At 68.9% G+C, this 23,978-nt stretch carries 25 protein-coding genes and 1 tRNA gene; 14 read left to right on the forward strand and 12 right to left on the reverse strand.

Features of this window, described 5'->3' with window-relative positions:
* Positions 1–3: 3 nt before the first annotated feature.
* Entirely contained in the window at positions 4–2,496 is a 2,493-nt protein-coding gene (locus FJV46_RS05405; RefSeq protein ID WP_087029160.1) for an ATP-dependent DNA ligase, read from the reverse strand.
* A gap of 83 nt (positions 2,497–2,579) precedes the next feature.
* Positions 2,580–3,068 (reverse strand): SRPBCC domain-containing protein, encoded by a 489-nt coding sequence (locus FJV46_RS05410; RefSeq protein ID WP_087029159.1) that lies wholly within the window; start codon positions 3,066–3,068, stop codon positions 2,580–2,582.
* 69 nt (positions 3,069–3,137) lie between these two features.
* On the opposite strand from FJV46_RS05410, the gene ku reads away from it, so the two are divergent.
* Together ku and FJV46_RS05420 are read left to right on the forward strand one after the other, a co-directional pair.
* Positions 3,138–3,974, forward strand: coding sequence for a non-homologous end joining protein Ku (gene ku / locus FJV46_RS05415; protein ID WP_087029157.1), 837 nt, complete (start codon positions 3,138–3,140; stop codon positions 3,972–3,974).
* Positions 3,974–4,228: a hypothetical protein gene (locus FJV46_RS05420; protein ID WP_087029155.1), complete on the forward strand. Its 255-nt coding sequence runs from the start codon at positions 3,974–3,976 to the stop codon at positions 4,226–4,228. The genes ku and FJV46_RS05420 overlap by 1 nt, the downstream gene beginning before the upstream one ends.
* A 57-nt stretch (positions 4,229–4,285) precedes the next feature.
* On the opposite strand, the gene nhaA is transcribed toward FJV46_RS05420, so the two are convergent.
* Positions 4,286–5,704, reverse strand: a complete 1,419-nt coding sequence (gene nhaA, locus FJV46_RS05425; RefSeq protein ID WP_087029153.1) for a Na+/H+ antiporter NhaA — start codon at positions 5,702–5,704, stop codon at positions 4,286–4,288.
* Between the two features lie 143 nt (positions 5,705–5,847).
* On the opposite strand from nhaA, the gene FJV46_RS05430 reads away from it, so the two are divergent.
* Positions 5,848–6,495, forward strand: coding sequence for a TetR/AcrR family transcriptional regulator (locus FJV46_RS05430; RefSeq protein ID WP_087029151.1), 648 nt, complete (start codon positions 5,848–5,850; stop codon positions 6,493–6,495).
* Positions 6,492–8,243 carry an ATP-binding cassette domain-containing protein gene (locus FJV46_RS15545; protein ID WP_232008538.1) on the forward strand — a complete coding sequence of 584 codons (1,752 nt, stop codon included), beginning with the start codon at positions 6,492–6,494 and terminating at the stop codon, positions 8,241–8,243. The genes FJV46_RS05430 and FJV46_RS15545 overlap by 4 nt, the downstream gene beginning before the upstream one ends.
* 15 nt (positions 8,244–8,258) lie before the next feature.
* On the opposite strand, the gene FJV46_RS05445 is transcribed toward FJV46_RS15545, so the two are convergent.
* The 5 genes from FJV46_RS05445 to FJV46_RS05465 all read right to left on the reverse strand — a co-directional run bounded on the left by FJV46_RS05445 (position 8,259) and on the right by FJV46_RS05465 (position 12,079).
* Complete coding sequence (locus FJV46_RS05445; protein WP_087029147.1) at positions 8,259–8,942, reverse strand: potassium channel family protein; 684 nt, start codon at positions 8,940–8,942, stop codon at positions 8,259–8,261.
* Between the two features lie 7 nt (positions 8,943–8,949).
* Positions 8,950–10,284, reverse strand: coding sequence for a TrkH family potassium uptake protein (locus FJV46_RS05450; protein WP_087029405.1), 1,335 nt, complete (start codon positions 10,282–10,284; stop codon positions 8,950–8,952).
* Between the two features lie 202 nt (positions 10,285–10,486).
* A complete protein-coding gene (locus FJV46_RS05455) occupies positions 10,487–11,095 on the reverse strand; it encodes a flavodoxin family protein (protein WP_087029145.1) in 609 nt (202 codons plus the stop codon).
* 64 nt (positions 11,096–11,159) lie between these two features.
* On the reverse strand, positions 11,160–11,828 hold the full coding sequence (locus FJV46_RS05460; protein WP_087029142.1) for a haloacid dehalogenase type II: 669 nt from the start codon (positions 11,826–11,828) through the stop codon (positions 11,160–11,162).
* On the reverse strand, positions 11,828–12,079 hold the full coding sequence (locus FJV46_RS05465) for a DUF2630 family protein (protein WP_087029140.1): 252 nt from the start codon (positions 12,077–12,079) through the stop codon (positions 11,828–11,830). Before FJV46_RS05465 ends, FJV46_RS05460 begins: the two co-directional genes overlap by 1 nt.
* 171 nt (positions 12,080–12,250) lie before the next feature.
* Here FJV46_RS05465 and FJV46_RS05470 point away from each other — a divergent pair.
* From FJV46_RS05470 to pstS, 5 genes are all read left to right on the forward strand, one after another.
* Positions 12,251–12,324: transfer RNA gene (locus FJV46_RS05470), tRNA-Val, on the forward strand.
* Positions 12,325–12,525: 201 nt separating this feature from the next.
* Positions 12,526–12,987 (forward strand): Hsp20/alpha crystallin family protein, encoded by a 462-nt coding sequence (locus FJV46_RS05475; protein ID WP_087029139.1) that lies wholly within the window; start codon positions 12,526–12,528, stop codon positions 12,985–12,987.
* A 105-nt stretch (positions 12,988–13,092) separates the two neighbouring features.
* A complete protein-coding gene (locus FJV46_RS05480; protein ID WP_087029137.1) occupies positions 13,093–13,890 on the forward strand; it encodes an SDR family oxidoreductase in 798 nt (265 codons plus the stop codon).
* Between the two features lie 142 nt (positions 13,891–14,032).
* Positions 14,033–14,248, forward strand: a complete 216-nt coding sequence (locus FJV46_RS05485) for a hypothetical protein (protein ID WP_087029135.1) — start codon at positions 14,033–14,035, stop codon at positions 14,246–14,248.
* A 63-nt stretch (positions 14,249–14,311) separates the two neighbouring features.
* Positions 14,312–15,421: a phosphate ABC transporter substrate-binding protein PstS gene (pstS, locus tag FJV46_RS05490; RefSeq protein ID WP_232008537.1), complete on the forward strand. Its 1,110-nt coding sequence runs from the start codon at positions 14,312–14,314 to the stop codon at positions 15,419–15,421.
* Between the two features lie 54 nt (positions 15,422–15,475).
* Here the strand turns inward: pstS and FJV46_RS05495 are convergent, their stop codons facing one another.
* Positions 15,476–16,024: an SRPBCC family protein gene (locus FJV46_RS05495; RefSeq protein WP_087029131.1), complete on the reverse strand. Its 549-nt coding sequence runs from the start codon at positions 16,022–16,024 to the stop codon at positions 15,476–15,478.
* A 207-nt stretch (positions 16,025–16,231) separates the two neighbouring features.
* Between FJV46_RS05495 and FJV46_RS05500 the strand changes: the two genes are divergently transcribed.
* Together FJV46_RS05500 and FJV46_RS05505 are read left to right on the forward strand one after the other, a co-directional pair.
* The gene (locus FJV46_RS05500) at positions 16,232–16,726 is read left to right on the forward strand and encodes a Dps family protein (protein WP_087029129.1); all 495 of its coding nucleotides are present in this window, start codon (positions 16,232–16,234) and stop codon (positions 16,724–16,726) included.
* Between the two features lie 252 nt (positions 16,727–16,978).
* Positions 16,979–17,713, forward strand: coding sequence for a GAF and ANTAR domain-containing protein (locus FJV46_RS05505; RefSeq protein WP_087029127.1), 735 nt, complete (start codon positions 16,979–16,981; stop codon positions 17,711–17,713).
* An 87-nt stretch (positions 17,714–17,800) separates the two neighbouring features.
* On the opposite strand, the gene FJV46_RS05510 is transcribed toward FJV46_RS05505, so the two are convergent.
* On the reverse strand, positions 17,801–18,520 hold the full coding sequence (locus FJV46_RS05510) for a FadR/GntR family transcriptional regulator (RefSeq protein ID WP_087029126.1): 720 nt from the start codon (positions 18,518–18,520) through the stop codon (positions 17,801–17,803).
* Positions 18,521–18,685: 165 nt separating this feature from the next.
* On the opposite strand from FJV46_RS05510, the gene FJV46_RS05515 reads away from it, so the two are divergent.
* Both FJV46_RS05515 and FJV46_RS05520 read left to right on the forward strand, forming a co-directional pair.
* Positions 18,686–19,204, forward strand: a complete 519-nt coding sequence (locus FJV46_RS05515; protein ID WP_197715703.1) for a gluconokinase — start codon at positions 18,686–18,688, stop codon at positions 19,202–19,204.
* Positions 19,205–19,243: 39 nt separating this feature from the next.
* A complete protein-coding gene (locus FJV46_RS05520; RefSeq protein WP_087029124.1) occupies positions 19,244–20,644 on the forward strand; it encodes a GntP family permease in 1,401 nt (466 codons plus the stop codon).
* Positions 20,645–20,708: 64 nt separating this feature from the next.
* Here the strand turns inward: FJV46_RS05520 and FJV46_RS05525 are convergent, their stop codons facing one another.
* Entirely contained in the window at positions 20,709–22,385 is a 1,677-nt protein-coding gene (locus FJV46_RS05525; protein ID WP_087029122.1) for an FAD-binding dehydrogenase, read from the reverse strand.
* A gap of 84 nt (positions 22,386–22,469) precedes the next feature.
* Positions 22,470–23,225 carry a LysR substrate-binding domain-containing protein gene (locus FJV46_RS05530; protein WP_087029120.1) on the reverse strand — a complete coding sequence of 252 codons (756 nt, stop codon included), beginning with the start codon at positions 23,223–23,225 and terminating at the stop codon, positions 22,470–22,472.
* Between the two features lie 69 nt (positions 23,226–23,294).
* On the opposite strand from FJV46_RS05530, the gene FJV46_RS05535 reads away from it, so the two are divergent.
* Entirely contained in the window at positions 23,295–23,687 is a 393-nt protein-coding gene (locus tag FJV46_RS05535) for a DUF5997 family protein (RefSeq protein ID WP_087029118.1), read from the forward strand.
* Positions 23,688–23,978: the final 291 nt, after the last annotated feature.

Here is a 23,978-nt window from a genome sequence, read left to right on the forward strand (position 1 = left end):
CCGTCACAGCTCCACGACGACGTCCGACGGCGTCTTGTCCGGCCGCCAGCCGCGCCACACGGGGTGCCGCAGTCTGCCGGTGCCCGTGTGCTCGCTGTACTGCACCTCGCCGACCAGCGACGGCCGCACCCACTGGGCGTCGGACGCATCCGCGCCGGGCACATCGTCCAGCGGGGCGGTCTTCCGTGCGAGCTTCTTCAGACGGGCACCGACCTCCGCGAGGTCCCGCTCGGTCAGCCCGGACCCGACGCGGCCCACGTACCGCAGGTCGACGCCGTCGGGCACGGCGACGAGGAGGGACCCGACCTTCGACGCACGACTGCCCTTGCCCGGCCGCCAGCCCACCACCACGACCTCCTGGGTGTGCAGGTGCTTGATCTTCACCCACGACGACGACCGCGCACCCGGCTGGTAGTCACTCGTCAGGCGCTTGGCCATGATGCCCTCGAGGCCGAGCTGCCGGCTGGCCTCGACCGCCTCGTCGAGCGTCGCGTCCAGCGCCGGGGGAACCTGCACGTGACCGTCCTCCGCCTCGTCGACGGCCTTCTCCAGCAGTTCCCGCCGCTGGCAGTACTGCAGGCCCGTGAGATCGTTGCCGTCGAGTTCCAGCAGGTCGAAGAGCATCAGCCGCACGGGCGTTTTGCGCCGCGCACCCTCGATCTCGGCGCTGTGCGTGAGTTTCATCCGCTTCTGGAGGAGGCCGAAGTCGGGGCGGCCCTTCGCGTTCAGCGCCACGATCTCGCCGTCGAGCACAGCGCGTTCCGCACTCAGCAGATCACCGAGGTCGCCGAGCTCGGGGTAGGTGGACGTGGTGTCGATGCCGTTCCGGCTCAGCAGCGTGACCTGTCCGTTCTCGACGACGGCGATGCACCGGACGCCGTCCCATTTCATCTCGTACGCCCACTGGTCCGGGTCGGGGATCGCCTGCTGCGATCCGAGCGTCGCGAGCATCGGGCGGACCGGCCTGGCTGGAGTACCTCCGGCGGCGGTCGGCGCCTCGGGCTCCTCCACCGTCCCGACCTCCTCGGGGCCCGACCCGCCGTCGGCCGTGGCGTTCCGCGCCTCCGCCGGCTGCTCCTTCATGAGGTGGATCAGCCAGTTGCTCTTGCCGCTCGCCCCGCCACCGGTGTGGATCAGCGCATAGCGTCGGATACCCGTCCCGCCGCGCGCCAGTCCGCCATCCGGCCTCCCGTGCAGCGTGCAGATGACCTCCTTGCCGTCACGCCACTTCTCCAGCTCGTAGGTGCCCGCATCCCAGATGGACACCTCTCCACCGCCGTATTCCCCCTTCGGAATAGTTCCCTCGAAGGATCCGTAGTCGAGCGGGTGGTCCTCGGTCTGCACGGCGAGATGGTTCCGGCTCGGCGTCAGGGGCGGCCCCTTCGGGATGGCCCAGGAGACGAGGACGCCGTCGCGTTCGAGCCGGAAGTCGTAGTGCAGGCGCCGCGCATGGTGCTCCTGGATGACGAAGCTGTTCCCTCCCGCCGGCCCCACGGCCTCGGGCACGGGCTCGGGCGTCTTCGCGGCGTCCCGCATGGAGCGGTAGGTGGACAGCCGGTCCTCGGGCCTCGTCGCCCCACTGATCGTGGCGGGCAGGGGCGCGGTGGCGTCCGCCAGGATGTCGCCGAGACTCTCGACGCGCTGCATCACCTCGCGGAAATCGAGGTGGGCGAGACCCTGCTCCGCGAGCTCCTCCCACGTTCGCGGTGCAGCGACCGTCGGCTCGAACCGTCCGCGCAGCGAGTAGGGGCTCACCGTGGTCTTGTTCGCGTTGTTCTGGCTCCAGTCCACGAGGACCTTGCCCGAGCGCAGGGCCTTCTTCATGTCGCTGACCGCGAGGTCCGGGTGGTCCGCCTCGAGGGCCCGTGCCAGCTCGTGGGCGACGGCGGACACCTGGTCGGAGGTCTGCCGTCCGTCGAGCGCGCAGTACAGGTGGATCCCCTTGGAGCCGCTCGTGACGGGGAACGGCTCGAGCCCCATGTCCTGCAGGATCGGCCGGGCCAGGAGCGCCACCTCAGCGCATTCGGCAAGCTCTGCTCCCGGCCCCGGGTCGAGGTCGAGCACCAGGCGGTCGGGGTCGCCCTTGCCGCCGTCCGGCCCGAAGCGCCACTGCGGCACGTGGATCTCGATCGCGGCGATCTGCCCCAGCCACGTCAGGGTCGCGAGGTCGTCCACCATCGGGTAGACGTTCACGTGGTCCTTGTGCTGGATGGCATTGCGGGCCACCCAGGCAGGAGCGTTGTCGTCGATGTTCTTCTGGAAGAACACCTGGCCCGGTTCCTCGGGCGTCCCGACGCCGTGCACCCAGCGCTTCCGGGTGACGGGCCGGTGGCCTGCATGACGGATGAGCTGGGGCGCGACCGCCGCGTAGTACGCGAGGACATCGGCCTTGGTGGTTCCCGTGGCGGGATAGAGCACCTTGTCGAGGTTGGAGAGCCGGAGCGTGCGTCCTTCCACGGTGACGGTCTGCTGCCGTGCAGGACGGGGAGGAGGCATGCCCCCAGTCTTGACCGGATGCCCACGGGTTTCCACTACCAATCGGCGCCGCCGGGCGGGGAGGACGCCGGGACACCTACCCGCTAGTCGAACTGCGCGCGGTACCGCTCCACATAGGTGTCCCACAGGGCGGGGTTCTGTCCGAGGTTGCGCTTGTTCAGGAAGTCGTCGAGCCCGGCGATGGTCAGGTGCCAGCCGGCGGCCATGGTCGCGGCATGGCGGGGGCTGCCGGGAGTCAGCAGGAGCACGAGCTGCGCCCCGTTGTCGCCCGTACGCGTCAGCTCCCAGCGCAGCGTGTCCCGCTCCCAGGTGTAGGCGAGCACCGAGGGGCGCTCCGCCTCGAGCACCGTCCCGCGCAGCGGCTTCTGGTCCGCGTACCGGAAGAGGATCTCCTCGTCCTTCCGCGGCTCGAACTCCATCTCGCAGGGGAACCAGTACTTCAGCTTGCCCTCGTCCGTCAGGTGCTTCCACAGCACTGTCGGGGGGAACGCGAACTGGAACTCCAGTCGCAGCACCGTCCCGCCGTCGTCCGTGGTGGTCTTGCTGACGATGGGCTCTACGGTCTCGGTCACCCCACAAGTCTAGAGGGGCGCGCGGGCAGCGCTCTGGCAGGGTAAGCCTGCTTGGTGTTCACTTGGACCATGAGAGCCATCTGGAAGGGAGCGGTCGCGTTCGGCCTGGTGAACGTGCCGGTGAAGGTGCACAGCGCCACGGAGGACCACGACATCTCCCTGCACCAGGTGCACGACAGGGACGGCGGGCGCATCCGCTACCAGCGCCGCTGCGAGGTGTGCGGCGAAGTGGTGGACTTCAAACACATCGACAAGGCCTTCGACGACGGCGAGCACACCGTGGTGCTGACCGACGAGGACATCGCGTCCCTGCCCGTCGAGCGCAGCCGCGAGATCGAGGTGGTCGAGTTCGTGCCCAGCGAGCAGATAGACCCGATCATGCTGGACCGCGCCTACTACCTGGAGCCAGACAGCGCCTCCACCAAGGCCTACGTCCTGTTGCGGCGCACCCTCCAGGAGACGGACCGCACGGCGATCGTCCAGTTCTCCCTCCGGCAGAAGAGCCGCCTCGCCGCCCTGCGGGTGCGCGGTGACGTCCTGATGCTGCAGACCCTCCTGTGGGACGACGAGGTGCGCGAGGCCTCCTTCCCCGCCCTCGAGGAGAAGGTGCGCATCTCGGCCAAGGAGAAGGAGATGTCCGCAGCCCTCGTCGACTCCTTCTCCACCGACTTCGACCCCGAGAACTTCACCGACGAGTACCAGGCACAGCTGCGGACGCTGATCGACGCCAAGATCGAGAAGGGTGACACCCTCGACACCGAGGAGACGTTCGGCAGGAGCGAGGAGGAGGACGGCGACAACGTCCTCGACCTCATGGAGGCCCTGCGCCGCAGCGTCGAGAAGAACCGCGAGAAGAAGGCCGATGCCAAGAAGGCCGCCGGCACCTCCGGGAAGAAGGGCGCGTGATGGGATTCTTCACCGACGATTTCGGACGCCAGACGATCGCCCAGAAGCCGAACGCGCCGATCGTGGGGTGGGCCCTCCTCGGCGCCGCGTCCTTCATGGCCCTCGAGGAGAAGAACCGCCGACGGCTCCGCCTCGCGAGTTCCGTGTGCCTCGCGGTCTGGGCCGCACTGGAGGTCAGGGCCGGGCAGAGCGGGTTCCGCCGCAGCGCCGGTGTCATGACGCTGTCCTGGTTGTGGCGCCGCACCTCCGGCTGATCCCCGCCCGGGCTCGACCGACCCGGGCCCTACCGCCCTCGACCGTTTCCTGCCGGTTCAGCGCCCCTCGTAGACGTCCGGGATGCCGTCGTGATCGGCGTCGATCGCGTCCTGCTCCTCGATCTCCCGGTACCGCTTGTTGCGCGAGCGCAGGAGGATGGCCGCAGCGACGGCGGCGATGAGGGAGCCCGCGAGGATGGCCACCTTGGCGTGATCGTCCTCCGGTGAGCCCTGACCGAAGCCGAGTTCGCTGATGAGCAGCGAGACCGTGAACCCGACGCCGGCAAGCAGTGCCACGCCAAGGACGTCGATCCACGCCAGGTCGGGGTCGAGGCTCGCTCTCGTCGTCTTCGTCACGGCGAACGTGGCGAGGAGGATCCCGACGGGTTTGCCGATCACCAGTGCCACCATGATGCCGACGGCGATCGGGTCCGTCACGGCCGTGACCAGCCCCTCGAGACCGCCGATGGCGACGCCTGCGGAGAAGAAAGCGAAGACGGGGACGGCGAACCCCGCCGACAGGGGGCGGATCGAGTGCTCGAGCGTGTCGGCCAGGCCGTCGGGATGCAGGTCGTGCATCTTCCCGGCCTCCTCCGCCGGCTCGGTGTCCGCGGGCTTCGCCGGGTCGTCGACGTCCTTCGGGGTCACGCTCTTGGGCAGGACGGGGATCGCGAAGCCGAGCAGGACGCCGGCGACCGTGGCGTGGACGCCCGAGGCGTGGACGAGCGCCCAGACCGCGAAGCCGATGGGCAGCAGGATGATCCAGGGAGCCCACGCGCGGCGCTGGAAGAACACCGGGAAGCGCTGGGCGAGGAACGCGTACAGCGCGAGCGGGATGATCGCGAACAGGAGCGGGGACACCTCGATGTCATCGGAGTAGAAGAACGCGATGATGCTGATGGCCAGGAGGTCGTCGACGACGGCGAGCGTCAGCAGGAAGATCCGCAGGGCGCTCGGGAGGTGGGATCCGACGACGGCGAGGACGGCCACGGCGAAGGCGATGTCCGTGGCGGTCGGGATGGCCCAGCCGCGCAGTGCCTCCGGGCCGGCACTGACGGTGATGGCCACATAGACGAGGGCGGGTACGACGACGCCGCCCACGGCCGCCGAGATGGGCACGATGGCGCGGTCGAACTTGCGGAGGTCGCCCGCGACGAATTCTCGCTTGAGCTCCAGCCCGGCGAGGAAGAAGAAGATCGCGAGCAACCCATCGGCCGCCCACGCCCCGACGCTGAGCTCCAGGTGCCACGGCTCGTAGCCGAATGAGAAGTCGCGGATGGCGAAGTACGTGTCGGCGGCAGCGGTGTTCGCGAGGATCAGGGCGATGACCGTGGCGAGCAGGAGGAGCCCGCCGCCCACCGTCTCCTTGCGCAGGATGCTCGTGATGCGCAGGTGCTCCGGGTAGCTGCTGCGGGAGAACAGGCTGGAGCCGGACGAGGCCGGTCCTGGTGCCGAAGGGGCTTGGTGCGAGCTCATGGAGGTCCTTTGGTCGGGCAGGTCGATGGGAGCGCCGACCAGACTTCCCGGCTCACCATTTCCTCAAGCGTAGCAACCTGCGCCTGCTCGGGCGCATTACCCTCCCCTTGGCAAGCACTGAACGTGCGTTTAGTATACTGTCCATGCGTTCAGTACAGGAGGATCTCACGGCGGTGGCCCGCATCCGGGATGCAGCGCTGTCCCGCTTCGCCGCCACGGGATACTCAGGAACGAGCATCCGGGCCATCGCAGCGGACGCCGGGGTGTCCGCGGCCCTCGTCATCCACCACTTCGGGTCGAAGGAGGCGCTGCGGTCGGCCTGCGACGACCACCTGCTGGACCACATCACGGGCTCGGACCTCCCCCACCTGGCCGATACCGCCGCCGCCCGTCGCGGGATACGCGACGCCATGGGGAATCTGAGCGAGAACCGGGTGCTGTTCGCCTATCTGGGCCGCATGCTCACCGACGGCGGACCCGTCGCCGAGCACCTCTTCGACCGGTTGGTGGCTCTCACGCGCCATACGATCGAGGACGGGGCGGCGGACGGGACCATGCGATCCTTCGACGACCCGGAGGTCCTCGCCGTCGTGCTCACCGCGCAGGGGCTGGCGAACGTGGTTCTCGGGGCGCACGTGGCACGAAGCCTCGGAGTGCAGGAGCTGGATCCTCCGACGGTGGGACGGATGGCGCTGCCGCTGCTCGAGCTGTACACCCACGGCCTCTACAGCGACGACACGATGCTCACGGCCACCCGAGCGGCACTCCGACCGACGGAGGGATCGCCATGACCGCCCTGGTGCTCCGTGAGCTCACCAAGACCTACGGCACGGTCAGCGCCCTCGATGCGGTCTCGCTCTCCGTCCGGCCTGCCGACGTGGTCGGCGTGATCGGCACGAACGGAGCCGGCAAGACCACCACCATGCGGCTGATCCTCGGACTCATCAAACCCACGAGTGGTACCAGCTCGGTCCTGGGCACCGATCCCTGGCGGGCGCGCCCCGAGCTGAGGAGACGCATCGGCTACCTCCCCGGCGAGTTGAAGCTCGACGGCCGCGTCACGGGATCCGAGTTCCTGCAGCATTTCGGCCACATCTCCGGACCGGTCGACGCCACCTTCCGCGCGGAACTCGTCGAACGCCTCGGGCTGGACCCGTCACGCCGGATCGGCACCCTGTCCAAGGGCAACAAGCAGAAGATCGGCCTCGTCCAGGCTCTCATGCACAAGCCGGAGCTCCTCGTCCTCGACGAGCCCACCTCCGGGCTCGACCCGTTGGTCCAGCGCGAGTTCCTCGCACTGGTGCGGGAGGCGAAGGCCGCGGGTCAGGCGGTGTTCCTGTCATCCCACGTGATCTCCGAGGTGCAGCAGTGCGCCGACCAGGTCGCCGTCCTCAGGGAGGGACGGCTGGTCAGGTCCGCCCGCCTCGCGGACCTGCGCGAGGCGGCGCTGCGCACCGTTCGGCTGGTCCTGCGGGAGGCACTGACGAGCGACCAGCAGGACGAGCTCGCGCGTGCCGGCTTCGCTCCCGGCCCTGCAAGCTCTCCCGCGCCTGCCGCCCCCGGCGCGGGCCCGGATTCGTGGTCGAGGGACGCCTCTCCGGCTCTCCCGTGCCCCTCCTGGCCGTCCTTCCCGGCCTCGCCCTCGCCGACGTCGTCATCGAGGAACCCGACCTCGAGCAGACCGTCCTCGAGTTGTACGGCGACCCAGGACGGACGGGAGCCGATCATGGCGACTGACACTCTTCCCCTCACACGCCACGCCCTCGGGCGGTCGTGGCGGGGCGTGACCGGCTGGTCCGCCGGACTCGTGGCTGCGAGCCTGCTCTACCTCCCCATCTACCCGTCGATGGGAGCGACGGGGGAGCTGGACGCCGTGATCTCTTCCCTGCCGCCCGAGCTCGTCTCCGCGTTCGGTTTCGACGCCATCTCGACGGGCGCGGGGTACGCGCAGTCCACGCTGTTCGGCCTCATCGGCTTCGTCCTGCTCACCATCGCGGCCGTGGGGTGGGGCGCCGCCCTGATCGGCGGGGAGGAGGAGAGCGGCACGCTTGAACTGACCCTGGCACACGGGGTGACGAGGACGCAGGTGGCGCTGGAGGCATGCCTCACGCTGGCCGTCCGGCTGGGCCTCGTGTGCGCGGTTCTGTTCGTGGCGGTGCTGGCCCTCAACGGTCCGTCACAGCTCGGCCTGACCACGGAGGGCGCGGTCGCCGGGACGGTGGCCCTGTACCTTCTGGTTCTCCTCGGCGGATTCGCCGCGCTCACGACGGGCGCCCTGACCGGCTCCCGTTCGCTGTCCCTGGCCGCAGGAGCGGGGGTGGCCGTCCTCGGATACGCGTTCAATGCCCTCGGCAACCAGGCGGAGGCCACCCGATGGCTGAAGGGTCTCTCGCCCTACGACTGGGCCTTCGGTCCGGCACCGCTGGCCGCAGGGGTGGCGCAGGGCCTGGCCGGCGGCCTGGCGTGCATCGTCGGCCTCTGTGGTCTCCTGGTGATCACGTCCGTCCTCGGCATCACGCGCCGGGACATCGGCCGGTGAGACGCTCCCCCGGCCTCAGACCAGGGAGCTGAACAGCTCCGCCTTGCCCGTGGGCCCGGCCACGATGATCTCGTCGTCGTCGTACAGCGTGGTCTGCGCCGTCGTGTAGTCCCACGCGCCGCCCCGGCGCTTGACTGCGACCACCGTGACGCCGTACTTCGCGCGCAGCCCCGTGGTTCCCAGCTCGCGGTCCCAGTACTCCCGCGGCGGACGCGTCTTGACCATCGCGAAATTGTCCTCGAACTCCACGTAGTCGAGCATGGTGCCGCGCACCAGGTGGGCCACGCGCCTGCCCATGTCGTGCTCCGGCCTGATGACGCGCTCCACCCCGAGCTGGGAGAGGATCTGCGCGTGCGGCTCGCTGACGGCCTTCGCCCAGATGGTGGGCCGCTGGAAACGGAGGAGGATCGACGTCGTCAGGATGCTCCCCTCGAGATCCGAGCCGATACCGACCACCACGCGGTCGAACTCCGGCAGCGAGAGCTGACGGAGCGCCTCCTCCTTGGTGGTGTCCGCTCTCACCACGTGCGTGAGCCGTCCGTTGAAGGACTGCACGGTGTCCTCGTCGTCGTCGATGCCGAGGACCTCCGTGCCCGCCTGTTCGAGCTCGAGTGCCAGGGCGCCTCCGAACCGGCCGAGACCGATGACGGCGACGGAGTCCGCGGCGGCGATGGCCTCGATGGGCCGGGAGGAGAACATGCGTTGCCTAGCCAATGAGTGGCCTTTCCTTGGGGTACTCGTAATAGAGGGGCCTGGAGCGCAGTGCCAGCGCGGACGCGAGGGTGACGGGACCGAGGCGACCCGCGAACATGACGAGGATCAGCACCACCTGGCCGGCAGGCGGGATGCCCGCCGTGATTCCCGTGGAGAGACCCACCGTCGCGAAGGCGGAGACGACCTCGAACAGCACGCGGTCGAGGCCGAAGTCGGTGATGAGCATGAGGATCATGGTGGCGGTGATGACCAGGCCCACGGCGAGCAGCACGATCGAGATGGCCTGGCGGTGGACCGAACGGGGCAGGCGCTTGCCGAAGACGTTGACCGCCGTCCCCCCGCTGATCTCGGTGTAGAGGATGAAGAACAGCACGCCGAACGTGGTGATCTTCAACCCGCCCGCTGTTCCGGCAGGCCCCCCGCCGATGAACATCAGCACGTCCATGGCGAGCAGCGTGACCGGGTTGAGCTGGGCGAAGTCGACGCTGTTGAAGCCCGCGGTGCGCGTCATGGTGGACTGGAAGAAGCCCGCCAGGATCCGCTCGTCGGGGCGCAGTGCCCCCAGAGTCTCGGGGTTCGACCACTCGACGGCGGTGATGAAGACCGTGCCGATCAGCAGGAGCACCGCGGTGCCGCTCAGCACCAGCTTGGTGGTCATGTGCCACCTCGCCGGGTAGTGGAAATGGCGCCGGAGTTCGAAGAGGACGGGGAAGCCGAGACCGCCGATGATCACGGCAGCGCAGACCGGCAGGCAGATCCACGGGTCGGTGGCGTACCCGATGAGGCTGTCGCTGAACAGGGCGAACCCAGCATTGTTGAAGGCCGACACGGCATGGAACACGCCGAGCCACAGGGCCTGCCAGAAGCCGTGGCGGTAGCCGAGGGAGAACCGGGCCGCGAGCACCAGGGCCGTGACGGATTCGACCACCAGGGTGATGCGCAGGACACCGAGCAGGACCTTCCGGACATCGCCGAATCCCACGCTCTTGGTCTCCGCCGCCGCCGAGATCCGGGACCGCAGCCCCATGCGCCGCGCGAGGAGCACCCCGAGCAGGGACGCGAAGGACATGATGCCGAAGCCGCCCACCTGGATCAGGCCGAGGATCACGACCTGCCCTCCCCCGGTCCAGTAGACGGGCGTGTCCACGACGATCAGCCCCGTCACGCAGACGGCCGACGTCGCGGTGAACAGGGCTTCGAGCACCGTGGCGCTCCCCGGGCCCGCCTTGGACGTCGGGAGCAGGAGGAGGGCCGTGCCGACGAGGATGGCCGCGGCGAAGCCGAGCACGATGACCTGCGCCGGGTGGCGCGGGCTGAGGCGGCTCATCCACCGGGCGATCGGCCGGAGGGACACGGGTCTGCGTGCACTGCCCGCCCGTCCCGGCCCCCGAAGGACTGCTGTACTCGACCTCACGGGAACGCCTGCCCTCACGGTTGCCGGACCGGCGCGGGCCATCCGCACCAGTGGCCCAGTCAACCCGACGCGGGGGCCGCCACCGGGCGTCTTTACGCATCCTTGATACGGGTGGTCATTCGACCGGGAAGTTCTCCCGGCGCAGGAGGGTCGCGAGGTGGGCTGCGTTGCGCACGACTCCCGCCGTCGTGGTGGCGACGGCGTCCGGCACCTGATCCAGGTCCTTGAAGTCGACGGCATGCATCGCTTCCCCGACCCAGTAGGTGGATCCCTGTGCCGGCAGGGAGAAGCCGACGTCGTTGAGGCCCTGCATCATGTCGGCGATGGTCTTGTGGGCTCCGTCCTCGTTGCCGACCACGGCGACGACGGCCACCTTGCCCGCCATGATGGGTCGCCCCTCCTCATCCGTCTCCGCGATATCGGCGTCGAGCCTCTCCATCAGACGCTGCGCGAGGCTGGAAGGGTGCCCCACCCAGATGGGCGTGGAGAGGACGAAGATGTCCGCCTCGAGGATCCTGTCGCGGAGAGCGGGCCACTCGTCGCCACCCCCCATGTCCGTCTGCACTCCGGGAGCCACGTTGTGGTCCACCATCCGGGCGCTCGACGTGCTGATGCCACGCTCGGCGAACTGGTCGAGGATGTGCTGCGCCATCAGCTCGGAGCTCGAGGGCTCGGGTGACGGGGTGAGGCTGCAGACGAGGGCGAAAGCGGTGAGATCGGTCATGATGCTCCTTCGATGGTCGAGGTTGGGAGGCCCGGCCGGCGGTGCCCGACCGATGACGGGTGGTTCAGCCGGACAGGACGCGCGCCAGGTCCGCGATCGACGCGACGTCGTGATCGGCCGGCGTCATGGCACCCGGGTAGGGCGTTCCTTCGCGGTTGAGCCACGCCGTCCGCAGCCCGGCGCGGGCGGCGCCGTCGATGTCCCAGGGGTGAACGGCGACGAGCACGACGTCCCCCGCCTCCCTCCCCAGCGCGGACAGCGCCGAGGCATAGGCTTCCGGGGCGGGCTTCCAGCGGGGAGCATCCTCCACGGAGAGGACGGCCGCGAAGGCATCGCGCAGGCCCGCACGCTCCAGCAGGCCCTCGGCTGTGGAGCGCGCGCCGTTGGTCAGCGCGGCCAGCTCGAAGCCGGCGCGCGACAGCGCGTCCACGCCGTCCTGCACGTCGGCGTGGACGGGCAGCTCCTGCAGGGCCGTCATCACGTGTGCCAGCGCGTCGTCGACGCCGCGGTTGAGCATCTGGCCGGAGAGGACGGCCCGCAGCGCTCCCTCGGCAACCTCGCGGAACGCGGGATTCCGTCCCACGGCCGTCAGGGCGAACCCGTCGCGGAGCAGGGAGGCGAACCAGAGCGCCGCGAGCTGCGGGGGCGCGCCGATCTCCTCGAAGTGCTGGGACATGCGGCCCATGTCGGAGAGCGTCTCATTGACGTCGAACAGGACCAGGGGCTTCGCCATTACTGGCGGTACCCTTCCACCTGGCTGATCGGCCGGGCGTCGGCATCGGCCGGATTCTCGCCCGCGTCGGCCTTCGCCCGGCGCTGCCGCAGGAGATCCCAGCACTGATCGAGGTCTTCCTCGACCTTGCGGAGTCGAGCAGCATGGGACTGGTGAGCTTCGCCGTCGCCCGCGTCCTGGGGCTGCTCGCGCAGGTCGTGTTCCTCCTGCACGAGAGTCTGGATGCGCTGGAGGATGTCCTGGTTGTCCATGGTGCAGTCCCTTCGTCGTGATCCGGCCCACCGGAAGCATTCATCAGCAGGCTTTGTTTCAGGCTACTGAGCCCGCGGGTCGATGGCCAGCGGTTGCGGAGCCCACCGCACGCCCGCGCCGTGCGAGTTTGGTGCGACGCCGTGATGCCCTAAGCTGTTCAAGAACCAAATGCCTGTGTAGCTCAGTCTGGTAGAGCATCCGCTTCACACGCGGAAGGCCCGGGGATCGAGGCCCCGCGCAGGCACCGTGAAGTACAGCAGAAGGCCCGCATCGACACGTCGGTGCGGGCCTTCTGCGTACCGGTGGGACCGACGTCCGGGACGTCGAAAAAAGTTAGCACTCGACAGGACAGAGTGCTAACATTTTTCTTAGTTGAGCGGAGGGCGCTCAACTAAGAACGACACCACCCCTGGTGGTACGAGCGAAGGAGTTGTTTCCAGTGGCTATGAAATTCGATCCCTTCCGCGAGCTGGACCGCGTCGCCGGCGCCCTGCTGGAGAACCGACCCGGGCTCCGTCTCATGCCGATGGACCTGTACCGCGAGAAGGACCACTACGTCCTCTCCGCGGATCTTCCCGGAATCGATCCGGGGTCGGTGGATATCGACGTCGACGGTCAGCTGCTCACCATCCGCGCCGAGCGCACCCTGCGGGGGGCCGAAGGCGTCAAGTGGTTGACCCGCGAGCGAGAGAGCGGCTCGTTCCTCCGCCAGCTGAACCTCGGGCAGGGCATCGACACCGAAGGCATCGCAGCCCGCTACGAGAACGGCGTGCTCAGCGTGACCATCCCTGTCAGCGAGCGCGCGAAGCCCCGCAAGATCGAGATCATGACGGGAGAGTCGGCCACCTCGGTGGAGGCGACCGCGGTCGATGCCCCGACCGGGCACCGGGAAGCCGTCGAGGCGTAGCCGGTTCCGCACAGCGGCTCCAGAACCCCCGGACGTCCATCCGGGGGTTCTGCCGTTCCGGGGTTTTCCCTTGCGTGGCGGGTACCGGGATGCAGAGGATGGAATATGGACTTCACACCGACCTCAGCAATCGTCACCGGCTCCGACTCCGGGATCGGCCGCGCCACGGCCATCGCCCTCGCTGCAGCAGGCTGCAACGTCGGCGTCACCTGGCACTCCGATCAGGAGGGCGCCGAGGAGACCGCCCGCCTGGTCCGGGAGAAGGGCGTGCAGGCGGCCGTCGCCCGGCTGGACACCACGGACGCTCCTGCGTGCGGGGACGTCGTGGACCAGTTGGCCCGGGAACTCGGCGGCCTCGACGTGTTCGTCAACAACGCGGGCGTCAACGGCGGCACCATGTTCATGGAGACCGACTGGGACACCTGGCGCGGCACGATGGGCGCCAACCTCGATGGCGCCTTCGTCTGCCTCCAGCGCGCGGCCGCGCACATGATCGACGGCGGGCGGGGCGGACGCATCATCGCGGTCACCAGCGTGCACCAGGAGCAGCCCCGCGTCGGCTCCGCCGCGTACGACGCCTCCAAGCACGGTCTGGGCGGTCTCATCAGGACCCTCGCACTGGAACTCGCCGATCGTGGCATCACCGCCAACGCGGTCCTCCCCGGGGAGATCAACACCCCGATGAACGACTCCGAGGACCAGGATCCCGGCAGCATGGACCGGCCCGGCATCCCGGTCGGCCGGCCCGGGGCCCCCGAGGAGGTCGCCGCCGTCGTCGCCTTCCTCGCATCCGGCGCATCGAGCTACGTCAACGGCGCCTCCTTCGTGGTGGACGGCGGGATGCTCCTCATGGGTCCGCAGGCCGGGTCCCACCTCACGAGCGGGGACTGGCGCACCCTCTGACTGTCCTTCCGGCCGGCGCGGTACCTCTCTGGATCCTTTCGCGGCGTTGCCCGCGTCGACGACGAAGACCCTTCAGACCGCGTTCATCCGGCGTTCAGGGACCCTGGCTAGCGTGGGAGTCCCGACGCCCCGAAAGGCCCCCATGGACACCTACCCCTCCGGCGAACCCGATGTGCAGGACTGGTCCGGCGTCGTGCGCGGCGAGCCCATCACCCTCAGGCACCCGGCCGGGACGCAGCTCTGCGGCATCCTCGACATGCGGACCGAGGACGCCTCGGTCCTGTGGATCCAGTTGTACGACGGCGGCGGTCGGCGGCTCGTGCATCACGCCGACGGCTTCCGCCTGCACCGCGGCTGACACCCCCCGTTCATCCCCTGTCCACGTCGAATTCACCCGCAGGCCACCTGTAACGTAGCTCGGGTGAAAGCCCCGGTCGTCCTCTCCCTGTCCCTCGCCGCCGTCGTCGGCCTGACCGCATGCGGGTCCGACTATCCGCTGGGCGCCGAGCAGGAAGCGGCGGCCGAGCGCGGGGACACCAGCCTGCAGGGAGCGATCACCGGGTCCGGATCCTCGGCGCAGGGGCCGGCCATGGACGCTTGGCGCTCAGGATTCGGCGCCCTCTACCCGAAGGCGCAGGTCCAGTACTCTCCCGACGGTTCGGGAGCCGGCCGGGGGGCGCTGCTCGCGGGTGCCGTGAGCTTCGCGGGCTCCGACGCCTACCTAGACGAGGAGGAACTCGCCCTCTCCTCGGAGGCGTGCGGCCCCGGTGGAGCCTTCGACATCCCCGCGTACGTGTCCCCCATCAGCATCGCGTTCAATCTGCCCGGCATCTCCCAGCTGAACCTCGATGCGGCCACCGTCGCGCGGATCTTCCGGGGCGAGATCACCCGGTGGGACGACCCCGCGATCGCGGCCCAGAACGACGTCGACCTCCCCTCCCTGCCCATCGCGGCGATCAGCCGGTCCGACGACTCGGGGACCACCGAGAACTTCACGGATTATCTTCATGCTGTGGTACCGGGGATCTGGACGGAGGAGGCCGACGGCACCTGGCCCTCCGGACTCCGGAACGAGAACGCCAAAGGAAACGCAGGTGTGGTCAGTACGGCCGCGAGCACGGTCGGTGCCGTGACCTACGCCGACGATTCGGCCGTCGGTGGATCCCTGGGCCGGGCGGCCCTCCAGGTCGGTGAAGAGTACGTGCCGGTCAGCGCGGATGCCGCCGCAGCCGCCGTCGATCTCGCCTCGCGTGTCCCCGGACGTGAGGACTACGATCTGGCGCTGGACCTCGACCGGACCACCGATGAGGCCGGCGTGTATCCGCTGGTCCTCGTCTCCTACCACGTGTACTGCTCGCGCTACGAGAACGAGGCCACGGCCGCCGTCGTGCAGGCCTTCGGTACCTACGCGGTCAGCCCCGAAGGTCAGGCGCAGGCCGCCGAGGCCGCGAAGAGCTCGCCGATCTCCGCCGACCTGTCGCGGCAGGCCACGGAGGCCATCGCGTCCATCGAGGTGGGCGACATCCCCTGACCGGACGCAGGAGGCGGACCCCGATGGGATCCGCCTCGTCCAGCGATACGCGCGTCAGGAGGCGCGGGGTCCGCCCGAATCCGGGTCGTTCGTCGAGGTGTCCGGCAGTGTGTCGTTGGCGGGCGTCGCCTCGGACGTGCCACCCGTGGGGGGAGCCTCGACGTCTCCGCGCCATGCACCGCTCTCGCCCCCGCTCTTCTCGATGAAGGCCTTGAAGCGCTTGAGGTCGCCCTTCACCTGGACGGTGTCGGCGTTCACCACGGCCCCGACCTTCTCCGTGAAGGTCTCGGGATGCCAGTCGATCTGCACCATGAGCCGCGTGGTGTTCTCGTCGAGACGGTGGAAGGTCACCACGCCGGCGTGGGATTCGCCGTCGGTGCTCTTCCACGCGACACGCTCGTCGGGGTGCTGCTCGGTGATCTCGGCGTCGAACTCGCGCCTGGTGCCGCCGATGCTCGTGACCCAGTGGGTATGGGTGTCCGAGGTCTGCGTGATGGAGTCCACGCCCCCCATGAACTGGGGGAAGCTCTCGAACTGCGTCCACTGGTTGTAGGCGGTGCTGACCGGTACTGCTACGTCGATAGATTCCTGCACTGACGCCATGACGGTTCCTCCTTCGTAGAGACTCCGGCGCCGCCCGTACCACCCTCCACCGGTGATCGCGCGGCAAAACCGTAAGTTCCCTTAGCGTAGGCAGATCGGTTGGATTTGGCCAACGCGCAGGTCTAGGGTGAAAGGAGTCCTCCCGGCGTTGAACAGCGGCTTCGCGCGCCGCCGGGCGGAGGAAATTTCTCTAGCACTGGAGGATTCATGAAGGCTTCACCCACCCTCACAGACAACATGCAGGCCGTCCTGGTCGATCTCATCGAACTGCACCTGCAGGGCAAGCAGGCCCACTGGAATGTGGTCGGCAAGAACTTCCGCGATCTCCACCTGCAGCTGGACGAGATCATCGACGACGCACGCGCCTTCGCGGACGAGATGGCGGAGCGCATGCGCGCACTGCACGCCGTCCCGGACGGGCGCAGTGTCGCCGTTGCCGAGGGCACCAAGATCGATCCCTTCCCGGCAGGCCTCGTCTCCACCAAGGACACCGTGGGCCTCGTGGTCCGCATGCTCAACGCCTCGGTGAAGACCATGCGCGACGTACACGACCAGATCGACGAGGAGGATCCCACGACCGCGGACCTCCTGCACGGCTTCATCGCCAAGCTCGAGCAGTACGCGTGGATGGTCGACGCCGAGAACATGGAGCCGACCGCCGAGGTCGTCACTCCCGCCGGCACGGAGAACGCCACGGTCTGATCGCTCAACCGACGACCGCTCGGGGAGGGAGGTGCCGCGAGGCGCGTCCCTCCCCGATCGCGTACCCCGGGCCGCCGTGACCGAACACGGAGGACCTGCGCGCCTCGCGCATTGGGTAGGCTGACCCATGGTCTAGCAGAAGGCCGATCACACCCACCATCGGGTGGCGTATCGGTTCCGGAACGCATCCGGACATCCCGGACGGCGCGGTTCACGCCCGCCCGGTGGCTGAACGAATCAGGATCCGTAGCTATGGCCGACAAGGTTTCTGCACCGACCACGGTGGACTACCTCCAGGGCCTCCTCCTCGAGACGGATGACGTCGAGGAGTTCCTCACGGGATTCTCCCGCTTCGCCGCCTCCCAGCTCTTCGCAGGGCCGCAGGACACTCTCTGCGGCATCACCCTGCTGCGGAACAAGCACGCGAGCACGGTGGCCAGCAGCAACGAGCGCGCCAGGGTCCTCGACGAACTCCAGGCCGCCTTCGCCGAAGGCCCGTGCATCACGGCCTGCGAGGAACAGCGCACCGTGCACGTGGCCGATGCGCGGCAGGACGAACGCTGGGGGCGGTATCTCGCCCGCGCCGCCGAGCACGGTGTGGGTTCCATCCTGGCCGTGCCCTTCGCCCTCCAGTCCGGCGCCCGTGCAGCACTCAACGTGTACTCGGCGGAGCCGGGCGGGTTCACCCCCGAGGACATCTCCGCAGCCGAGGCCTTCGTGGCGCAGACCTCCCAGGCCCTGATGCTCTCGGTGCGTCTCACCCAGCGCAGCGACTCCGTGTCGGACCTCAGATCGGCCATGGAATCGCGGACCGCCATCGACATCGCGATCGGCATCATCATGGCCCAGAACCGATGCACGCAGGCGGAGGCCTTCACCATCCTGAAGTCGGTCTCCAGCAGCCGCAACACGAAGGTCCGTGACATCGCCGCGTCGGTCGTGGCGTCGATCGGCCAGGTGGAGCCGGAGACGCACTTCGACCCGTAGGGCGTCGCCCCGGTCAGAGGAGTACAGGGGAACCCGCTGTCGCCATCCTGGCCGCGCGCGTCACCGTGCCTCGCTCCTCGCCGGAGGTCAGCTGATCGCGCTGCTGACCTCGGCCAGGAGGGAGGCCATGGCAGCCTCGGCCCGCTGGGGATCCGCTTCGCTGATCGACGTCGCGACCTGCTCGTGGGTGAGCAGTGCGTGTTCCCTCGGGTTGTGGGGCATGAGTCCCTGATGAGTCCTGCCCGAGAGGACCTCCGCGATCACGCCACGGAGGGCGACGAACATCTCGTTGCCGCTCGCCTCCAGGACGAGGGTGTGGAATTCGATGTCCACCTCGAGGAACTCCCCGAGCTTCCCACCCTCACCCAGCCGTCGCAGCTCATGACCGAGCTCCAGGATACGGGCGCGCTGGGCCGGTGATGCATGGGTGGCGGCGAGTGCGGCGGCCACGGGTTCGACGGCGCGCCGGAGCTGGGTGAGCGAGTGGAACTGGTCTGCGCGCCCGGGCCCGTTGAGCCGCCATCGGATGACGCGGGCGTCGTAGACGTTCCAGCGCCCGGGGCCCTGGACGACCAGCCCCACGCGACGCTTCGGCACGATCAGCCGGAGTGACTCCAGGACCCGCATGCAGTCCCGCACCACCGTGCGCGAAACACCGAACTGCTCCTGCAGCCCCTCGATGGTGAGCCGGGTCCCCTCGGGCAGCACGCCGTCGATGATGTCCTGTCCGAGGGCGGTGAGCATGCGGGTATGGAACACCGCGGCGGTCTCCGTCTCGGCGCCTGGGGGAACCGGTTCCGCCGCCATCACCCTCCTCGGTGCCCGCCGATCGATCCACCGATGGATCCACCGGTGCCCTTACTGTAGGGCCGCCCGACTGCATCGGTAAAGGTATTACCTTTACGGGCCAAGTGGTGTTACCTTTGCTTCGATCGCGAGTGTCTTCCCCCAGGTACCGACGAAGGAGTCAGCATGGATACAGGTTCGCGTCACGTGGTCGTGATGGGTATCTCCGGATCCGGCAAGACCACCATTGCCACGCAGCTCACCGAGACCCTGGGGTGGGTGTTCGCCGAAGCGGACGACTTCCACCCGCCGGCGAACATCGAGAAGATGACCGCCGGGACCGCGCTGACCGACGAGGACCGCTGGCCGTGGCTGGAGTCCATGCGCACCTGGCTGACCGAGCAGGCGCAGGCCGGTCGCAGCACCGTCGTCACGTGCTCGGCGCTGCGGCGCTCGTACCGCGACGTCCTCACCCAGGCCGAAGGTCGGGTGGACTTCGTCCACCTGCTCGGTGACACCGACCTCATCCTCGAACGCATGAAGACACGCAGTGGGCACTTCATGCCGGAATCGCTGCTGCCCTCGCAGATCAGCACGCTCGAGCCGCTCGGCCCGGACGAGCAGGGCGTCATGATCGAGAACACCGGAACCCCGCACGACGTCGTGTCCCGCGTGATCGACCAGCTCGGCCTGCGCGCAGGCTAGCCCTCTCCTCCCTTCCCAACCCCTTTCAACGGAGAAAACATGCCTATAGAAGGATGGACCCAGAGCCTCACCGCCGGGCCGCTCCTGCTGATCGCGGCAGCAGCGATCCTCGTCCTGCTGTTCCTCATCATCAAGCTCCGCCTGCACGCCTTCGTCTCGCTCATCCTCGTGAGCCTGGCGACGGCGTTCGCGACCGGCATCCCCACGTCCCAGATCGTGACAGTGCTGGTGGGGAGCTTCGGCTCGACCCTCGGGGCCGTCGCCCTCCTCGTCGGACTCGGTGCGATGCTCGGCCGTCTCGTCGAGACCAGCGGCGGCGCGAAAGTGCTGGCCGACTACCTCATCAGGGTCTTCGGCGAGAACCGTGCACCCCTGGCCCTCGGTGTCGCCTCGCTGATCTTCGGCTTCCCCATCTTCTTCGATGCCGGGCTCGTGGTCATGCTGCCCATCGTCTTCTCCGTCGCACGCCGACTCGGCGGCGGTGTGCTGCGCTACGGCCTGCCGGCTGCCGGCGCGTTCTCCGTCATGCACATCTTCGTCCCCCCGCACCCCGGCCCGGTCGCGGCGTCGGAGTTCTTCAACGCCAATGTCGGCGTCGTCATCCTGGTGGGCCTCATCGCAGCGATCCCCACCTGGTACGTCACCTCGTACCTCTACGGACTGTGGGTCGGCAGGAAATTCGTGCTCCCCGTTCCTGAGCTCCTCGGCACGGCGGACGAGCACGCCGAGGCGAACCCCCCGAAGTTCGGCACCGTCGTCGGCATCCTGCTGCTCCCACTCGTGCTGATCTTCCTCAATACGGGCCTCAACACCGCGGCCCGGTCGGGCGCCTTCGACGAGACGCTCACCGACCAGACCTGGTTCCAGGTCCTCCGGACCCTCGGTGAGACCCCGGTGGCCCTGCTCATCTCGCTGCTGGTGGCCTCCTACGTCCTCGGCCGCCGCCGTGGCATCGACAAGACAGTGCTCGAGAGCACGCTCGAGGCCGCACTCGGTCCCGTCTGCTCGGTCATCCTGATCACCGGTGCGGGCGGCATGTTCGGTGGGGTCCTGCGCACGAGCGGCATCGGTGATGCCCTCGCGGACGTGCTCGGCGACCTCGGTATCCCGCTGATCCTCGCCGGGTTCCTCATCGCGGCCATCCTGCGGATCGCGCAGGGTTCCGCGACCGTGGCCCTGACCACGGCGTCGGGTCTCATCTCACCCGCGATCCTCGCCGGCGACTACAACGCGCTCCAGCTTGCAGCCCTCGTGGTCGCGGTGGCCGGTGGCTCGGTGGTGGCGAGCCACGTCAACGACTCCGGGTTCTGGCTCGTGGGCCGGTTCCTCAACATGGACGTCAAGACCACCCTGAAGACATGGACCGTCATGGAGACGACCATCGGCGTCATGGGGTTCGCCATCGCCGCGGTCGTGTTCGCGCTGGCGTCCCTCCTCTGACCGGCGCGCCGTCGTCGGAGGGTCCGATCCGCACCGGAACGGGCCCTCCGACGCTCGGGTGAGGCTAGAGCAGGTCCGCGATCGAGCGTCCGACGGCGCGACCGGAGAAGATGCATCCGCCGAGGAACGTCCCCTCGAGCGCGTTGTAGCCGTGGGCGCCGCCCCCACCGAAGCCGGCAGCCTCACCGGCGGCATACAGACCCGGGATCGGCCTGCCCCCGGCGCCGAACACCTTCCCGGAGAGGTCCGTCTGGATACCTCCGAGGGACTTCCGTGTGATGACGTGCAGCCTGACGGCGATCAGGGGTCCGGCCCGGGGGTCGAGGATCTTGTGGGGACGCGCCGTCCTCGTCAGGCGATCGCCGAGGAACCGGCGTGAATTGTGGATGCCCAGCACCTGGGTGTCCTTCGAGTAGGGATTGTCCAACTCCGCGTCACGCTGCCGGATCTGCCGTTCGATCGTCCCGACGTCCAGCAGCGGCGTGTCCGTCAGGGCGTTCATCCCCGCGACCAGTTCGCCGAGGCTCGCCGCCACCACGAAGTCGGCTCCGTTGCGCTTGAACGCCTCCACGGGGGGCGGGGCTCCCCTGCCGAGCCGGCTCCGGACCAGCAGTCCCAGGTCCCGGTCCGTCAGGTCCGGGTTCTGCTCGGATCCGGACAGGGCGAACTCCTTCTCGATCATCTTCTGCGTCAGGATGAACCAGGAGTGGTCGTACTGCGCGATGTCGGGCGTGGTGCGGAGGAGCTTCAGCGTCCCGAGGGTGTCGTACCCCGGCAGCCCGGGTACGGGCAGCCGGCGGCCCAGGGCGTCGAACCACATCGAGGACGGGCCGGGGAGGATCCTGATGCCGTGCTGGGGCCAGACCGGGTCCCAGTTCTGCACACCCTCCGTGTAGTGCCACATGCGGTCACGGTTGACGAGGCGGGCACCGGCCTCGGCCGCGATATCGAGCATCCTCCCGTCCACGTGCTGCGGAACGCCCGTGATCATGCTCGACGGCGGCGTGCCGAGCCGTTGGGGCCACCACTCACGCACCCGCTCATGGTTCCCGCCGATCCCGCCGCTCGCGATCACCACGGCCTGGGCACGCCCTTCGAAATCCGCCACCCGATCTCGGTTCGAGGCCACACCCCGTGCGGCATCATCGGGAGCCAGGACGGACCCGTGCACCCCGACGACCGCATCGCCGTCGAAGATCAGGCCGTCCACCCGGTGCCGGAAGTGGAACGTGACCGACCCCGCCTCTGCCGCGGCCCGGGCCTTGTCCGCGAAGGGCTCCGAGATCCCGGTACCGGTGCCCCAGGGCACGTGGAACCGGGGCACGGAATTGCCGTGCCCCGCTGCGGTCCCGCTGCCGCGCTCGGCCCACCCCACGAGGGGCGTGAACCTCACACCCTGCTCCTGCAGCCACGGGCGTTTCTCACCAGCCGCGAACTCCACGTATGCACGGCCCCACCGGGCGGCCCATTCGTCCTCCGGCAGGTCGCCGTCGAGCCTGTCCCAGGCCGCCGAGCCCTGCCAGTCCTGCCAGGCGAGGTCGAAGGAATCCTTCACGCCGAGGCGGCGCTGCATGGGGGTGTCGACCAGGAAGATGCCGCCGAAGGACCAGAACGCCTGTCCACCGAGGTTCCTGGCGTTCTCCTGCTCCACGATGGCGACCCTGCGGCCTGCGCGGACCAGCTCGTTGCTCGCGACCAGTCCGGCGAGTCCCGCGCCGATGATGATGACGTCTGCGTCCATGGTGCCGTTCTTCCGGTGCCGTTTCGTCGAGTGCCGGTCTCCCGGTGCAGGTCCATCATGCACCTCCGCACCGACGGGCTGGTGTCAGCGGCGCTTCCCCCGGGAACCTGCCGGACCGGACGGCCTCTTCGGCGACGGTTTTCCGCCACTCTTCTGCGCGGCCCCGCCCTTCCGGCCCGCACCCGCAGCCTTCTTCCCGGTGATTCCCTTGCCCGTCGCCGTGTTCGCAGCGGCCTTCTTCTCCGCAGCCTTCTGAGCCGAGGACTTCTTCGGCGCCTCGCGCTGCGACGGCTGGCGGGAACTCCGTGCTGTTCGCCCGCGAACGATGCCGATGAACTCCTCGACGTCGTCGGACTCGTCCTCCACACGCCACGCAATGCCGATGGTCGTGGCGGTGAAGCCCTCCACCGGCCGGTGCACCGCATCCCTGCGTGCATGGAGGCGGGCGAGGGACATCGGCAGGATCACGACACCCGCGCCGGAGGCTGCGACCTCCACGGCCATCCTGGGCCCCCCGCACTCGGCGATGTCGAGCAGCGTCAGTCCGTCGAGTTCCCCGTCGGGGATCTCCTCGTACAGGGACAGTTCGTCCTCCCGCGACATCACGGCGACGGGCTGCTCCTCGTACAGCGGGACCAGATGGATGCCGTCGCGATCGACGGGCAGACGGACGAACACGACGTCGTCGGTCCCGTCCCGCAGTGCCGTGAGGGCGTCGTCACGCTGGTGCAGTTCGAGGGGTACGCCCGGCTGCCGTTCCCGCCACCGGGCCGCCCACTTGCCGGGCGTGACGCCCGGGACGAAGCCGACGGAGAGGCTTCTGGACTGGTCGGTGGGCACGTGATCACAGTAGCGCGTGGCCGGAGCGCCCGATCATGGCCGACGCGCCGCGCCCGTTAAGCTGGATGCATGACTCCCGCGAAGACGCCCCAGACCCTGAAGCCCGCCACCGCGGCCAAGAAGCTGGGAATCTACCTACCCGCCGCTCCCCAGGACTTCCAGGAGACGGAGCTGACGCGCGCGGAGTTCAACGACCTCCAGCAGACACCGCCGGAGTGGCTCGCCGAGCTGCGGCGCACCGGTCCGCACCCCCGCCCCGTCGTCGCACAGAAACTCGGTATCTCGATCGGCGGACTCGCCCGTGGCGGTCTCACCGATCCCCTGACGAGCGAGCAGATCACCGCCCTGCTGCAGGAGCCGCCGGCCTGGCTGGTCGCTGAGCGGTCCACGCAGGCTGCCGTCCGTGCGGAAGCGGCACGCGTGAAGGAACGCGACGCCGCCCGCAAGGCCTCCGACGCCTGATCGCCCTGGCCTTTCCGCTCCTGACGCCCGGCGTCCGAGCGCCTGACGCGTTGGCGCCCTGATGCCTGTCCTGGACCTCACGGCATCCGTCCCACGTGCCGTGATCCGGCGCTGACCCGGTACTGACCCGGTGCTGATCCGATGCTGTTCCCGGCACGTGCTCTACGGCGACCCCTGAACCGTCAGAGGCCCTTCCTACCATCGAGTCCTCAGCTGGAACGCTGCTGCCCTTCACGGGGACCACGGGACCCGACCGGATTCCGTGATGGTTCGCGCCTACCATAAGGGATG

Source organism: Arthrobacter agilis, from assembly GCF_006494655.1.
Classification (GTDB): Bacteria; Actinomycetota; Actinomycetes; order Actinomycetales; family Micrococcaceae; genus Arthrobacter_D; species Arthrobacter_D agilis.